Source organism: Streptomyces sp. NBC_00028 (assembly GCF_045041065.1).
GTDB lineage: Bacteria > Actinomycetota > Actinomycetes > Streptomycetales > Streptomycetaceae > Streptomyces.
The window spans coordinates 9,167,793-9,181,149 of sequence record NZ_CP108293.1; the positions used below are offsets into that span (position 1 = coordinate 9,167,793).

Genomic DNA, 13,357 nt, shown 5'->3' on the forward strand with positions numbered 1-13,357 from the left:
TCTTGCCCACCTCGCTCGACCACGAGTTCGTCCGCGCGGCGGCGCTCGCCGCCGACGGGTCGGCCGCCCCGCTCGCGGCCGACCCGGACGCGGAACCCACCGGCGTGCCGCACCGTGGTCTGGCGCGGCGGGTGAAGACGCTGATCGCGGCGTACCGTTCGCCGGACTCCGCGCTGCACGGCAGCGAGCGGGCCGTCGCCGCCGCGCTGACCCACCTCCGCGCCCTGCGGGCCGTGCAGACGCCCTCCGGTCTCTTCGCGGGCGGCGACAACGTGCAGTCGCCGCCGGACTCCGCGTTCACCGTCAACGACGTGTGCGACGCCTACGTCCTCGCCGCCGACGCGGGACCGGAACCGGACGAGGTGAAGGCCGCGCTCGCCGAGATCGCCGGCGCCGCCGCCGAGAGCCTCCTGACCGGTGGTGTGCACACCCCGAACCACCGCTGGGAGCTGAGCGCGGCGCTCGCCCGCCTGCACCGGTCCTTCCCCGACGACCGGCTGCGCGCCCGCGCCGAGGAGTGGCTCGCCGAGGGCGTCGACATCGACGCGGAGGGCCTGTACTCGGAACGCAGCGCCGTCTACGCGTCCATCGTGACCAACCCGGCGCTGCTGTTGCTGGCCGAGGTGCTCGGCCGCGGCGACCTGCTGGACGCCGTCGCACGCAACCTCACCGCGACCCTGGACCTGATCAGGCCGGACAGCACGGTGGAGACGGTCCACTCGCGCCGCCAGGACCAGCGGCTGTCCTTCGCGCTGTGGCCCTACCTGCCGCACTACCGGCTCCTCGCGATCCGCACCGGCCGGGGCGACTTCGCCCGCGCGGCCCGCCTGGCGGCCGCCGACGGCATCGCGGATCCCGACCTGCTCGCCCAGACCTTCCTCACCCCGGAGCTGTGCCGGGTCCTGCCGGCCCCGGACGCGGAGCAACTCCCGCGCGACCGGTACCTCCCCACCGCACGTCTCGCCGTACACGCCTCGGCCACCGCGCACACCGTGGTGTACGGCGGCTCCGACGTGCCCGAGCACCGGCGCATCCGCTCGGGCCTCGCCTGCAACCCCACCTTCCTGCGCCTGTTCGCCGGGGCCGCCGTCCTCGACGCGGTCCGCCTCTCGCGGGCGTTCTTCGACCTGGGCCCCTTCCGCGCCGCCGACATGGAACGGCTCGCCGACCACCGCTACCGGCTCACCCAGGCCCTCACCACCGCCTACTACCAGCCGCTCCCGAAGGACCAGAGGCGCGAGGACGGCGCCTACCGCCTGGTGGACGAGGGCCGCTTCTCCGCCGCGATGGCCTTCCCCGACCGCCCTCAGGACGAGGTCTCCCACATGACCCGGGTCGAGGTCGACCTGCGGGAGGACGGGGCCGACCTGCGGATCGACATCAGCGGCCCGTCGGTGCCCTGGGCCCTCGAACTGACCTTCCGGCCGGGCGGCGAGCCGCAGGGCGCCGAACCGCTCGGCGACGGACGCTGGTGCCTGACGACCGAGCCGTTGACCTACCGCGTCGGCGACGACGAGATCCGGGTCGAGGCCACCGTCGAGTCGGGCGAACCCCTCGTCGGACCGGACCGCGGCGACGTACTGCGCTACGACCCGGGGCAGGACCACACCGTGGTCGGCGGCACCGACGCGACGACCGGGAACCGCGTCTACCTCGGCGGGTACGGACCGCAGACACTGACCCTCACACTGCGCGCCAAGGCCGTCTCCGGCACGAAGGACTGATTTCCGTGTACCTCCCTCGCCAGCTCGGCCCGCTGCACGACCTGCCGGACACCCCCGAGGCGTACGACGCCGTCCTCACCGACGTGACCGAGCAGGCCCTCGCGCGCCTCACCCCCGAGGGCAACCTCGAACACCCCGGCTGCGTCGACGACATCGGCGACACCTCGCTCGGCATCACCTCCCTGCTCGCCTTCGCCTGGCAGCGCACCAAGGACGACCGGCTGCCCGAGGCGGTCCGCCGCAGCCTCGCCTTCCATCTGCGCGAGCGGGTGTACACCGACGACAACCCCGGCTACCCGAACCTCAGGGTCCGCAACTCCGGGCTGGCGTACGCCCGTTACACCCTCGCGCCCGGCGCGCACCCCATCGGCGACTGGCCGAGCACGGTGTGGGCGCTGCTCCAGGCGGTGAACCTCCTCGACGCGGCCGACGGCCTGGTCGGGGACGCGCAGCGCGCCGAACTCCTCGACGTGGCCCACGGATACTGGCGCTGGCTCACCGAGGCGACCTTCTTCAACCCACAGGAAGCGGGCAACCAGGCGATCGGCTGCGTCGTCGGCGGCCTGATGCTCGCCCGCCATCTCCCGCCGGAGGAAGGGGAGTCGGTCCGCGCCCGCGCCATCGAGCTGTACGTCGAGAAGATCCGCGCCCACCGCGTCGCCGACCGCGGCGCGCTCCTGCCGCCCGAGCACGGCGGCGCCTACGACAACAACTACGGGCCGATCTCCCTGTCCTTCCTCGCCCAGGCCCACCGGGTCAGCGACGCGGAGATCTTCGCCGAGGACGGCGAGGCGCTGGCCCGCTACCTCGACGCCCGGCTGACGAACGGCGGCTTCGACAACGGCGGCCCGCGCTACAGCGAGCAGCACTCCGCCTTCGAATCGGTCCTGGGCCTCAGGTACTTCGGCGCCCGCATCGGCGCCGACCTCGGCCGCTACCGGGCCGACAGCCGCTGGGCGCGGCACGCGGTCAAGGAGGACGGCGGCGTCGACGGCCACTTCGCGTGGATGCTGGTGTGGCAGATCCAGGACACGACGCGCTGGCACCGCGAGGCGTCACCGGCGCCCGCCCGCCACCAACTGCGCGCCGGGACCGTCTCGGTGGCCTTCGACGGCCGGATGACCCCGGCGGTGGTCGAGGCCGCCGGCACCTACTATCTGCCCGCGGCCGTGAACCGCCAGCACGGCTTCGGCCCGGTGGTCGACGGCTTCCTGCTCTGCCGCCCCATGGGTGAGGTCCGCGTCCGCGATCTGCGCACCGACGGCCTCACGGCCAAGCTGGTCACCAAGCCGGCTGTCGGCCGCGATCACGTCCTGCGGCATGTGCGGTCCCTGTACGTCACCGACGGCACGACCCTGTGGACGACGGTCGCGGTGGAGCGGCTCCCCGGGGCTCCCTATCTGCTCGCCGGCATGCCGTACGCCACGGACGAGGGCGACCGCGTTCGCCGTACCGCCGACGCCGCCGAGGTCGTCGCCGCCGGTGCGCTGCGTCTGACCCACCCCGAGGCGCAGGGCGTCGAGCACTTCGACGCCCGCTCGGAGCAGACACAGGAGCAGGCGGCGTTCGCGCTCGCCGCCGACCCCCGCGGCTACGGCAACCCCGACGAGGGCTGGCTGCACCTGGTGTCGTCCACGGCCCTGGAGGCCGAGCCGGTGCCGGACGCGCCCGCGGACCTGCACGTCTTCGCCGTGCGCTACGGACCCGGCGGCGCGTTCACGCCCACGTTCGAGCACGGCAGCGAAGGCCTGACCGTCCGCACCGAGGCCTTCACCGCCGTCATCGGCGATCCGGCCGGAGACGCCCACGGCGAGCCGGAGTTGACGCTGCGCGCGTGAGGCCTATCGGAACGCGGCGGCGTTACGGCGCGCCCACTCCCCGAACGTGCCCGGCGCCCGGCCGGTGACCCGCTCGACGTCGGGGCTGACCCGCTGCTCGGCCGGGGTGGGTGCGCCGAGGACGGCGAGGGTGGTGTCGGCCACCGGCTCGGGCATGAACCGCAGCAGCCGCGCCCGCGCCTCGTCCCGGTCCAGCTCGACGAACCGCACCGGCTCACCCACCGCCTCCCCGAGGGCCACGGCCTGCTGACGGGGCGTCACCACGGCGGGGCCCGTCAACTCGTAGGCCTGTCCGGCGTGTCCGTCCTCGCGCAGGGCCACCGCGGCCACCGCCGCGATGTCGGCCGGGTCGACCGTGGGCAGACCGATGTCCCCGAACGGCGCGGCCACGGTGCGCTGTCCACGCACCGACTCCACCCACTGGAACGCGTTGGAGTGGAAGCCGCCCGGTCGCAACAGTGTCCAGTCCAGCCCCGAGCGCCGTACGGCCTCCTCGATGGCGCGGCCCGTGCCACCGTGCGAGGCCGACTCCGGCCTGGTCACCACACCCAGCGAGGACAGCAGCACGACCCGCCGCACTCCGCCCGCCGCAGCCACCTCCAGCAGCCGCGGGACATCGAGCAGATGCGCGACCGGACCGCCGTCGTGCAGGAACAGTGCCTCCGCGCCGTCGAACACGGGCTTGAGGCTGTCGGGATCCGTCAACTCCGCCCGCCGCGGCAGAACACCGTCCGGGACATCCTCCTCGGCGATCCGTCGGGACGTCGCCGTCACCTGGGCCCCGGACGCGGCCAGCGTCCGGACGAGCTCCCGGCCGACGTTCCCCGTCGCCCCCGTCACCACGATCATGAGCAACTCCCTTGTGAAACCGGCCTTGTTGCCGATGAAGGGACGCTAACACCGTGGATATAGTAGGTACCTAGAGGAAAGTGACTACCCCGGAGGGACGCGGATGCAAGGCACGGACACCACCACGGAACCCGAACTCGCCTGCCCCATAGCCCCGGTGGTGGACATCGTGTTCAGCCGCTGGACCACCCCGATCCTGTGGAGCCTGCACGCGCACGGCCGGCAGCGGTTCGTGGAACTGGAGCGGCGCATCGCGAGGATCACGCCGAAGGTGCTGACACAGCGGCTGCGCCAGCTGGAGCGGGACGGCCTGGTCGTACGGACGTACCACCCCGAGGTGCCGCCGCGCGTCGAGTACGAGATCAGCGAACTCGGCCGTAGTCTCGCCCCGCTCTTCGCCCATCTCGCCGACTGGTCGGCCGATCACCTCGGCGAGGTCGAGAAGGCCAGGCAGACCTACGACGAGGCCTGACGCGGCACCGGGCCGTCCGCGCGCCTACGACGCCGCCTGCCGCCCCGGGGCTTCGAGCGCGGCGGCCGGCACGATCAGATCGGCCCGGTCCCGGGTCGCCGCGACCAGTTCGGCGTTGCGCTGATCCGTGCGCATCACCCAGGCCACGGCCTCCTCGTGCCCCTTGCCGAACTCCTCGTGCCGGGCCACCAGGCGCCGGATCCGCTCCGCCTCGGCCAGCTCGCAGAACCACACCTCGTCCAGCTGCTCCCGCACCCGCGTCCAGGCACCCGTGCCCAGCAGCAGGTAGTTCCCCTCGGTCACCACCAGACGGGCCGACGGCGGCACCGGGACCGCACCCGCGATCGGCTGCTCCAGCACCCGCTCGAAGCCGGGCGCGTACACGATGTCGTCACCGTCCTCCTCGCCGCGCAACCGACGCAGCAGCGCCGCATAGCCCGCCGCGTCGAAGGTGGGCGGCGCGCCCTTGCGGTCCCGCAGGCCCAGCCGGTCCAGTTCGACGTCGGCGAGATGGAAGCCGTCCATCGGGACATGCGCCACCCATGGCTCCCCGCCCGCGTTCAGCTCCCGCACCAGCGCCTCGGCGAGCGTCGTCTTGCCCGCGCCGGGACTGCCCGCGACACCCAGGAGCGCGCGCCGCCCGCCCTGGACCAGGGAACGGGCGCGAAGAAGCAGGTCGTCGAATGTCAGCGGCACACTGGAGAGTGTGCCACCCGGCCACCCGGCCGCCCGACGAAGGAGAACGCGGGGAGGGGATGCAGGAAGGAGCCGCCACCGTGCCCGACGACGACGCTCAGATCCGGGCCCTGATCACGAAGTGGGCCGACGCCGTCCACCGCGGCGACCTCGACGGCGTCGTCGCCGACCATGCCGAGGACATCGTCATGTACGACGTACCGCCGCCCCACCACGGCATCCACGGGCTCGCCGCCTACAGCGCCGCCTGGCCGCCGTTCTTCGCCTGGCAGGCACAGGGCGCCTGCTTCGACATCGAGTCCCTCGACGTCACCGCGGGCTCCGACGTCGCCTACGCCCACGCGCTGCTGCGCTGCGCGAGCCCCGAGGAGCTCGCCGAACACCCCGACCTGCGGCTACGGCTGACGTTCGGTCTGCGCAAGGAGGACGGCCGTTGGCTCGTGGCGCACGAGCATCACTCGTTCCCTCACGACTGACCCGCCCCATCCGGAACCAGCCGATATGACCGATCGTCATACAACTGGGCGAACATCGCGCTGCGCACGGCACGGCTGCGGGTTAATTTGTCCCTGTTTCGTGGTTTTCGCGGCCCCTGACCAGGGCTGAGCACCTCCATGGCAGTAACGGGGTAAGGGGTGGACGATGGCGCACGGCATGAATGCCCTGCTCGCCGAAGCACGACGGAGTGACAGGGCGATCGTGCCCGTCATGTCCCGGCACTGGCGGGGGGACGTACTTCTCGCCGCCGTAGCGGGAGTCTTCGTACTCGCGCAGCTGCTGCTCGTACGGCCGGGGATGGGCCTCGGCTGGGACGAGGCGGTGTACGTCAGCCAGGTCGGCTCCGGCGCTCCGCCCGCCTTCTTCAGCGCACCGCGTGCCCGCGGGGTCTCCCTGCTGGTGGCGCCCGTCGCGTCCTGGTCGACGTCCACGGAGCTGCTGCGCGTCTACCTCGCCGTGCTCTCGGGCCTCGGCCTCTACCTCGCCCTGCGCGTGTGGCGCGGGCTGTTCCGGGTGCGCGTCCTGGCCGGTGCGGGGGCGCTGTTCGCCTCTTTGTGGGTGACCCTCTTCTACGGCCCGCAGGCCATGCCCAACTACTGGGTCGCCCTCGGCGGCCTGATCGTCGTGGGCAGCTACCTCAAGGGCCAGGTCTGGGGGCTCCTGGCGGGCGCCGCCCTCATGGCGTGGATGCGGCCCACCGACGCGGTCTGGGTGACCGTGCCGCTGCTCGTGCTCATGGTGGCCGCCCGGCGGTGGCGACTGCTGACCGCGCTCCTCGCGGGGCTCGCGCTCGGCGCCGTGGAGTGGGTCGTCGAGGCGTACGTCGCGTTCGGCGGCCTGGGCGAGCGGCTCCACGAGGCCTCGCGCATCCAGGGCGGGCTCGGCTGGAACATGGCCGTCGACGACCAGCTGCGCAGTCTGGTGGGGCGTGCGCTGTGCCGGCCGTGCACCGGATCGATGCCGAACCCGCTGATCACCGCATGGTGGTACGTCCTTCCGGTGCTCGCCGCGGTCGGTGTCGTCGTCGCCGTCCGCGCCGGCCGTGCCGAGCGCACGCTGGTACCGCTCGCCTGCGCCGTCACGGCCGCCGTCCCCTACCTGTTCATGATCGGATACGCCGCGCCGCGCTTCCTGCTCCCCGCCTACGCGCTGCTCGCCCTCCCGGTCGCCGACGCGCTGCTCCACCTGGCCACACGCCCGAACGGCACCTGGCGGCCCGTGGCCGCGAGCCTGCTCGCGCTCGGCCTCGCCGCGCATCTGGCCGTCCAGCTGAACGTCCTGGACCGCACGGTCTCCAACGCCACCGCCGCCCGGCAGGGCTGGGAGCGGACCGCCGCCGAACTGCACCGCCTCGGCGTCCGCCCGCCCTGTCTGCTCACCGGCCACGAGGCCATCCCGGTCGCCTACTACACCGGCTGCTCCTCGGCGGCGACCGGCGGCCACAACGCCAACTCCACCGCGGCCGAGATCCGGGACACGGCCCGCCGCGTCCCGGTCGCCTACCTCACCCCGCCGGAGGGCGGCACGGCCCGGTACGCGCGGGACTGGACGCCGTACCGGGCGGGTGGGGTGCTGGTGCGGCTGGCGCCGCCGGGCCCGGCGGGCGGCGGGCGATGACATCCGAACCGGTCGCCCCCGGCTCGGGTTGTGGCGAATGACATCCGAACCGGTGGCCCTGAGCCCCTCGCGAAGACGCGTCTACTGGCACACCGCGGTGACCCTCGCCGTGCTGGTGGGCGCGGGCTGTCTGGCCCGGCGGCACTGGCCGGTGCTGGAGCGCGGGGCCGTGGGGCTCACCGTCGCCGACCAGGGGTGGCTGCTGGTCGGCGGCGCGGCGGCCGCCGCGACCTGGGCGTGCGCCGCGCTGGCCCAACAGGGCGCGGTCGTACCACGGTTGCCCCAAGGGCGCCTGGTGGCTGCCCAGTTCGCCGCCGGTGCCGCCAACCACTTGCTGCCCGCCGGGCTCGGGGCAGGTGCGGTGAACCTGCGTTTCCTCATGCGCTGCGGACTGCCCGCGGGGCGTGCCGCGAGCGCCCTCGCGGTCAAGGGCACCGCCGCCGCGGTGGTCCGGGCCGTGCTGATCGTCGCCCTCGCGGTGGCCTGCCCCGGCGTCCTGCGGGTGCCCCGGCCGAACCTCGTCGTCCTGGCCGTCGGGTGCGCCGCCGTCACCGGCGTCGCCGTCCTCCTGGCCGTGCCCCGGTGCCGGCGTGCCCTCGCCGTCGTCCTCGCGGACATCAGGGCCGTGCACGCCAACCCGCCCCGGGCGGCGGCCCTCTGGGGCGGCCAGCTGGCCTTCGTCGCCCTGCACGCCCTCGTCCTGATCGCCGTCACCCAGGCCGTCGCGCTCTCCCTGCCCCCGGCCCGGGTGGCGCTCCTGTACGTCGCCGCCAGCAGCGCCGCCGCCCTGCTGCCCACGCCCGGCGGCCTCGGCTCCCTCGACGCGGCCCTCGCCTTCGCCCTCACCGCGAGCGGCGCCCCGGCCACGGCCGCCGCCTCAGCCGTCCTCGGCTACCGCCTGCTGACGGTGTGGCTGCCCCTGCTCCCGGGCCTGATGGTCCTGGCCGTCCTCGTGCGCCGCAGGTCCCTCTGACCCGGACCGTGTTTCCCCTCCGCGCAGTTCAGGTAGGACTCGGGTGCCGGCCCGGAGACGACCAGGGGGGAACGCGATGACGGCGAGTGAGCAAGGAGGGCGTCTGGGGGAGGAGTTCTTCACTCCCGGGACCTCGTCCTTCACCGAGTTCCTGACCGCCCACCGCCCGGCCCTGCTGCCCACGCGCCGGCCCTTCCCCGACGGTGTGCGCGCCGCCCCCGACCGCTTCCCGCACGGCACGACCGTGCTGGCCCTCGCCTACCGCGACGGCGTGCTGATCGCCGGCGACCGCAGGGCCACGATGGGCAACCTCATTGCCCAGCGCGACCTGGAGAAGGTGCACCCCGCCGACGACTACACCGCCGTCGCCTTCGCGGGCACCGTCGGCCTCGCGCTCGACATGGTGAAGCTGTACCAGGTCGAGCTCACGCACTTCGAGAAGATCGAGGGCATCCCGATGACCCTCAACGCCAAGGCGCGGCGCCTGGCCGGCATGATCCGGCAGAACCTCGGCCAGGCCATGCAGGGTCTCGCGGTCGTGCCGCTGCTCACCGGGTACGACGACACGGCGCCCGAGGGCGAGCGGGGCCGCTTCTTCAGCTTCGACGTCGCCGGCGGCCTGTACGAGAAGCGGGACTTCCATGCCGAGGGGTCCGGATCGCCCTATGCCCGGGGCGCGTTGAAGAAGCTGTTCCACCGGGGCATGTCCCGGCGCGATGCCGCGCTCGCCGCCCTCCAGGCGCTGTACGACGCGGCGGACGACGACTCCGCGACCGGCGGCCCTGACATCAACCGCCGGATCTTCCCGATCGTCTCGGTCATCACCGGGGACGGCTTCGAGCGGCTGCCGGAACAGGAGACGGAGGAGCTGAGCCGCGAGATGGTGGAGCAGCGCCGCACCCGCCCGGACGGCCCGAACGCGACGCCCTGAGCTCCCGCTTTCCCCTCCCGTGGGGAAGATCTGCCACGGCCTTTACTGCGCATGAGTTGCAGTTACCGGAGGATGGCACAAGGCTGCCTGCAGCGGCCGCTTCACCGAACGAAAGATCCTCCCGATGCCGGTCGCCCCTGACTCCGCTCCGCCCCTCCCCGCCTCGGCCTCGACAAACGCCGGGCTCTGGCAGCGCGTCCGCGGCTCCATGACGCGTGAGGAGTGGATCAGGGTCGGGGGGATGGCCGGGTTCATCCTCGCCCTGCACCTCATCGGCTGGTTCACCCTGGTCGCCCTCGTCGTGCCCGAGCACTACGACGTCGGTACGAAGTCCTTCGGCGTCGGCATCGGCGTCACCGCGTACACGCTCGGCATGCGGCACGCCTTCGACGCCGATCACATCGCGGCGATCGACAACACCACCCGCAAGCTGATGGGGGAGGGGCAGCGGCCCCTGTCGGTGGGTTTCTGGTTCTCGCTCGGCCACTCCAGCGTCGTCTTCGGCCTGACGTTCCTGCTCTCCCTGGGCGTGAAGGCCCTCGCGGGCCCGGTCCGCGACGACGGCTCCTCGCTCCACGACATCACCGGTCTCATCGGTACGACGGTCTCCGGAACCTTCCTGTACGTCATCGCCGGCATCAACCTGGTGATCCTGGCCGGGATCTGGAAGGTGTTCCGCCGGATGCGCGCGGGAACCTTCGACGAGGCCACCCTTGAAGAGCATCTGAACAACCGCGGTTTCATGAACCGCCTCCTGGGCCGGGTCATGGGGTCGATCACCAAGCCCTGGCAGATGTACCCCCTCGGCCTCCTCTTCGGCCTGGGCTTCGACACCGCCACCGAGGTCGCGCTGCTCGTCCTGGCGGGTTCGGGCGCGGCGTCCGGCCTGCCCTGGTACGCGATCCTGTGCCTGCCCGTCCTCTTCGCCGCCGGTATGTCCCTCCTGGACACGATCGACGGCACGTTCATGAACTTCGCCTACGACTGGGCGTTCTCCAAGCCGGTCCGCAAGGTCTACTACAACCTCACCATCACCGGCCTGTCGGTCGCCGTGGCCCTCCTGATCGGCACGGTCGAACTCCTCGGCCTGCTCGCCGAGAAGCTCGACCTGCACGGTCCGTTCTGGACCTGGATCTCCGGCCTCGACCTCAACACCCTCGGCTTCGCGGTCGTGGCCCTGTTCGTGCTGACCTGGGCCGTCGCCCTGGTGGTGTGGAAGGTGGGCCGGATCGAGGAGAAGTGGACGACGGACCTCGCGGACTGACCCCGCTCACAACCGAAGGTCCTTGCGCCACTTCAGGATCTGCTTCTCCGGATCTCCCGTGTACGACCAGGGCGTTCGTGTGGCGCGCGGGCCCTGGACGCGCAGGAGCGTGCCCGCGATGTCCGTCAGGCCCGCGTGACAGGCCGCGTGGGTCAGGTAGTTGAGGTCGCGCAGTTCGCCGGGAGCGATCGTGGTGCCCGGCCGGTCGGCGAACCAGCGTTGCCAGGTGCGGCGTACGTCGCTGACGGCGCCGTCGTGGGTCCAGTGCTCGGCGAGGCCGACCGCCGACTGCCGTCCCTTGGCCGCGTCCAGGGCGTAGCGGTACTCCTCGACGCGGGCGTACTGGACCAGCACCGGCAGCGCGCATCCCGGCGGTGCCACCCCGGCGGCGTCGCGGGCGAAGTCGTACATCAGGCCGTGCGTGCCGTGCCAGCGGGAGGAGTAGTAGTGGAGTATCTGGAGATGGCCCTCCACGCTGTAGGGGTCACGTCGGTGCAACTCGTCCCACCAGCGCGCCAGTTCCTGTCTGCGGACCCCCGAGGGGTACAGCCGGGCGACGGAGATGAGGGAGATCCAGGGCGTGGGATCGTCCGGATACGCGTCGGCGGCCTGGAGGCAGGACAGCACGGCGGTGTCGATGCGGTGCTGGTCGATCGGCACGCCACGGCCCGCGGCGATCGCCACGTTGAACGCCCGCGCCGTCTCCGTCGCCGCCCGCAGCACCAGCGCGTCACCGCTGTGCGGCTCGGCGGCCAGCCATGACTCGGCCGTCGAACTGCCCGCGCAGGCCTGGGCGAGCAGCCGGACGCGGTGGCCGCGGCTGAGCCACTCGGGGCCGGTCGCGCGCAGCAGTTCCCGCAGCCCCTGCCAGCGGCCGATGACGATGTCGTGGCGGGCGTCGGTGAGGGCCGTGTCACCGCAGTCGGGATCGAAGTCGAGGGAGAAGCGGTCTCGCGCCATGGCGGGCTCCCTCAGAAGTCGGTGGGGAGACCCTGGTGGACACGGGACTGCGCGACCACGACACCGTCGGGGACGTAGTCCGCCTCCACGGTGTGCGTGGCGTCGAGTTTGGCGGGGCGGTAGTAGTCGCTGCCCTGTCGCCAGTACCAGAGCATCGGCAGCACTCCGACGGCCAGACCGCCGATGCCGATGGTGATCGCGGCGGCGCTCAGTTCGCTCAGCGACTCGACGAAGATCCAGAACATGAACACGGCGCCGAGCAGCGGCCACAGGCCGCCGAGCAGGAAGTTGGCCGCCGACTTCAGCAGCATCTTGCGGTAGGCGACGACCACCGCGAGGCCCGCGAGCCCGTAGTACACGGCGATCTGGAGGCCGATCGCCGAGATCGCGTCGGAGAGGATGTCGCCCACCGTGCCCAGCAGGTTGGAGGCGATCAGCATCACCAGCGCCACCACTCCGACCACGCCGATGGCCACCCACGGCGTGTTCCACCGGCGGTGCACCTTGCCGAGCGCCGACGGCATCGTACGGTCGCGGCCCATCGCGAACAGCGAACGCGTGACCTGGATGAGGGTGGTCTCCAGCGTGGCGATGGTCGACAGCATCACCGCGACGACGAGCAGCTTGCCGCCCCAGCCCGGCCAGAGCTCCTCACCCAGCACCGCCAGCACGTTGGCGTCGTTCTCCTCGATCTGCCGCGAGGAGAGCACCACGTTCACCGCGATGGTGAACGCCTCGAAGAGCAGGAAGACGATGCCCACGCCGATCAGGCCCGCGAGTCCGGTCGTACGACGGCTGTTGCGGGTCTCCTCGGAGAGGTTGCTGGTGACGTCCCAACCCCAGTAGTAGAACGCCGCGATGAGCGCCCCCGACGCGAAGCCCGAGACGCCGTCGAACTGGCCGAAGCCGAGCCAGGACCAGTCGAAGGCGCGGGCGTGGTCCGAGTGGAAGAGGGCCAGCACCGCGAACAGGGCGAGTATGGCGAGTTCGATGCCGGACATGAGCAACTGGGCGCGGACGGTGAGCCGGGCGCCGCCGAGCACCACCAGCAGCATCACCACGAACCAGGCCGCGCCGACCAGCGTCGACAGGGCCGTGTTCTCGGCGAGTTCCTCGTCGAACAGGGCCAGTGTCATCGACCCGGCGGGCAGCGAACCGGCCACCATGAAGATGGTCGCCGACACCACCAGGGCCCAGCCGCTGAGGAAGCCGAGGAACGGGTGGAGCGTGCGGCCCACCCAGGAGTAACTGGCGCCCGCGTTCACGTCGATGCGGCTGAGATAGCTGAACGCGAGGGCGATGCCCAGCATGGGGATCGCGCAGTACAGCAGGGCGGCCGGGCTGGCCAGGCCCACCGCGCCGACGAGGACGGCGGTGGTCGCGGCGATCGAGTACGCCGGGGCGCTGCCCGCGACGGCCATCACCACCGTGTCGAAGGTACCGAGGGCGTTGGCCTGCAGCCCTCTGCCCCTGTTGTTGCTCATGACTTGCTGCTTTCCGTCGTGCACGACGCAGGGACGACCAGGCCCCGACGG

Annotated in this window: 12 protein-coding genes; 8 read left to right on the plus strand and 4 right to left on the minus strand. The window is 72.3% G+C overall.

Annotated features, from left to right (window positions below):
• Positions 1-2 precede the first annotated feature (2 nt).
• Positions 3-1,724, plus strand: a complete 1,722-nt coding sequence (locus OG885_RS41525; protein WP_405741478.1) for a hypothetical protein — start codon at positions 3-5, stop codon at positions 1,722-1,724.
• Positions 1,725-1,729: 5 nt separating this feature from the next.
• On the plus strand, positions 1,730-3,562 hold the full coding sequence (locus OG885_RS41530) for a hypothetical protein (protein WP_405741481.1): 1,833 nt from the start codon (positions 1,730-1,732) through the stop codon (positions 3,560-3,562).
• Positions 3,563-3,565: 3 nt separating this feature from the next.
• Here the strand turns inward: OG885_RS41530 and OG885_RS41535 are convergent, their stop codons facing one another.
• Positions 3,566-4,411, minus strand: coding sequence for an NAD(P)H-binding protein (locus OG885_RS41535; protein ID WP_405741484.1), 846 nt, complete (start codon positions 4,409-4,411; stop codon positions 3,566-3,568).
• Between the two features lie 103 nt (positions 4,412-4,514).
• Here OG885_RS41535 and OG885_RS41540 point away from each other — a divergent pair, with 103 nt between their 5' ends.
• Entirely contained in the window at positions 4,515-4,883 is a 369-nt protein-coding gene (locus OG885_RS41540) for a winged helix-turn-helix transcriptional regulator (RefSeq protein ID WP_405741487.1), read from the plus strand.
• Positions 4,884-4,907: 24 nt separating this feature from the next.
• Here OG885_RS41540 and OG885_RS41545 read toward each other — a convergent pair whose 3' ends face one another.
• On the minus strand, positions 4,908-5,579 hold the full coding sequence (locus OG885_RS41545) for a nucleoside/nucleotide kinase family protein (RefSeq protein WP_405741490.1): 672 nt from the start codon (positions 5,577-5,579) through the stop codon (positions 4,908-4,910).
• 80 nt (positions 5,580-5,659) lie between these two features.
• Here OG885_RS41545 and OG885_RS41550 point away from each other — a divergent pair, with 80 nt between their 5' ends.
• The 5 genes from OG885_RS41550 to OG885_RS41570 all read left to right on the plus strand — a co-directional run bounded on the left by OG885_RS41550 (position 5,660) and on the right by OG885_RS41570 (position 10,862).
• Positions 5,660-6,055: a YybH family protein gene (locus OG885_RS41550; RefSeq protein WP_405741493.1), complete on the plus strand. Its 396-nt coding sequence runs from the start codon at positions 5,660-5,662 to the stop codon at positions 6,053-6,055.
• A 166-nt stretch (positions 6,056-6,221) separates the two neighbouring features.
• Positions 6,222-7,694 (plus strand): hypothetical protein, encoded by a 1,473-nt coding sequence (locus tag OG885_RS41555; RefSeq protein WP_405741496.1) that lies wholly within the window; start codon positions 6,222-6,224, stop codon positions 7,692-7,694.
• A gap of 37 nt (positions 7,695-7,731) precedes the next feature.
• The gene (locus OG885_RS41560) at positions 7,732-8,667 is read left to right on the plus strand and encodes a YbhN family protein (RefSeq protein ID WP_405741499.1); all 936 of its coding nucleotides are present in this window, start codon (positions 7,732-7,734) and stop codon (positions 8,665-8,667) included.
• Positions 8,668-8,743: 76 nt separating this feature from the next.
• Positions 8,744-9,598, plus strand: a complete 855-nt coding sequence (prcB, locus tag OG885_RS41565) for a proteasome subunit beta (RefSeq protein ID WP_405741502.1) — start codon at positions 8,744-8,746, stop codon at positions 9,596-9,598.
• A gap of 124 nt (positions 9,599-9,722) precedes the next feature.
• Entirely contained in the window at positions 9,723-10,862 is a 1,140-nt protein-coding gene (locus tag OG885_RS41570; RefSeq protein WP_405741504.1) for a HoxN/HupN/NixA family nickel/cobalt transporter, read from the plus strand.
• A gap of 6 nt (positions 10,863-10,868) precedes the next feature.
• Here the strand turns inward: OG885_RS41570 and OG885_RS41575 are convergent, their stop codons facing one another.
• Entirely contained in the window at positions 10,869-11,822 is a 954-nt protein-coding gene (locus OG885_RS41575) for a hypothetical protein (RefSeq protein ID WP_405741507.1), read from the minus strand.
• A gap of 11 nt (positions 11,823-11,833) precedes the next feature.
• Entirely contained in the window at positions 11,834-13,306 is a 1,473-nt protein-coding gene (locus tag OG885_RS41580) for an APC family permease (RefSeq protein ID WP_405741510.1), read from the minus strand.
• Between the last annotated feature and the right edge of the window lie 51 nt (positions 13,307-13,357).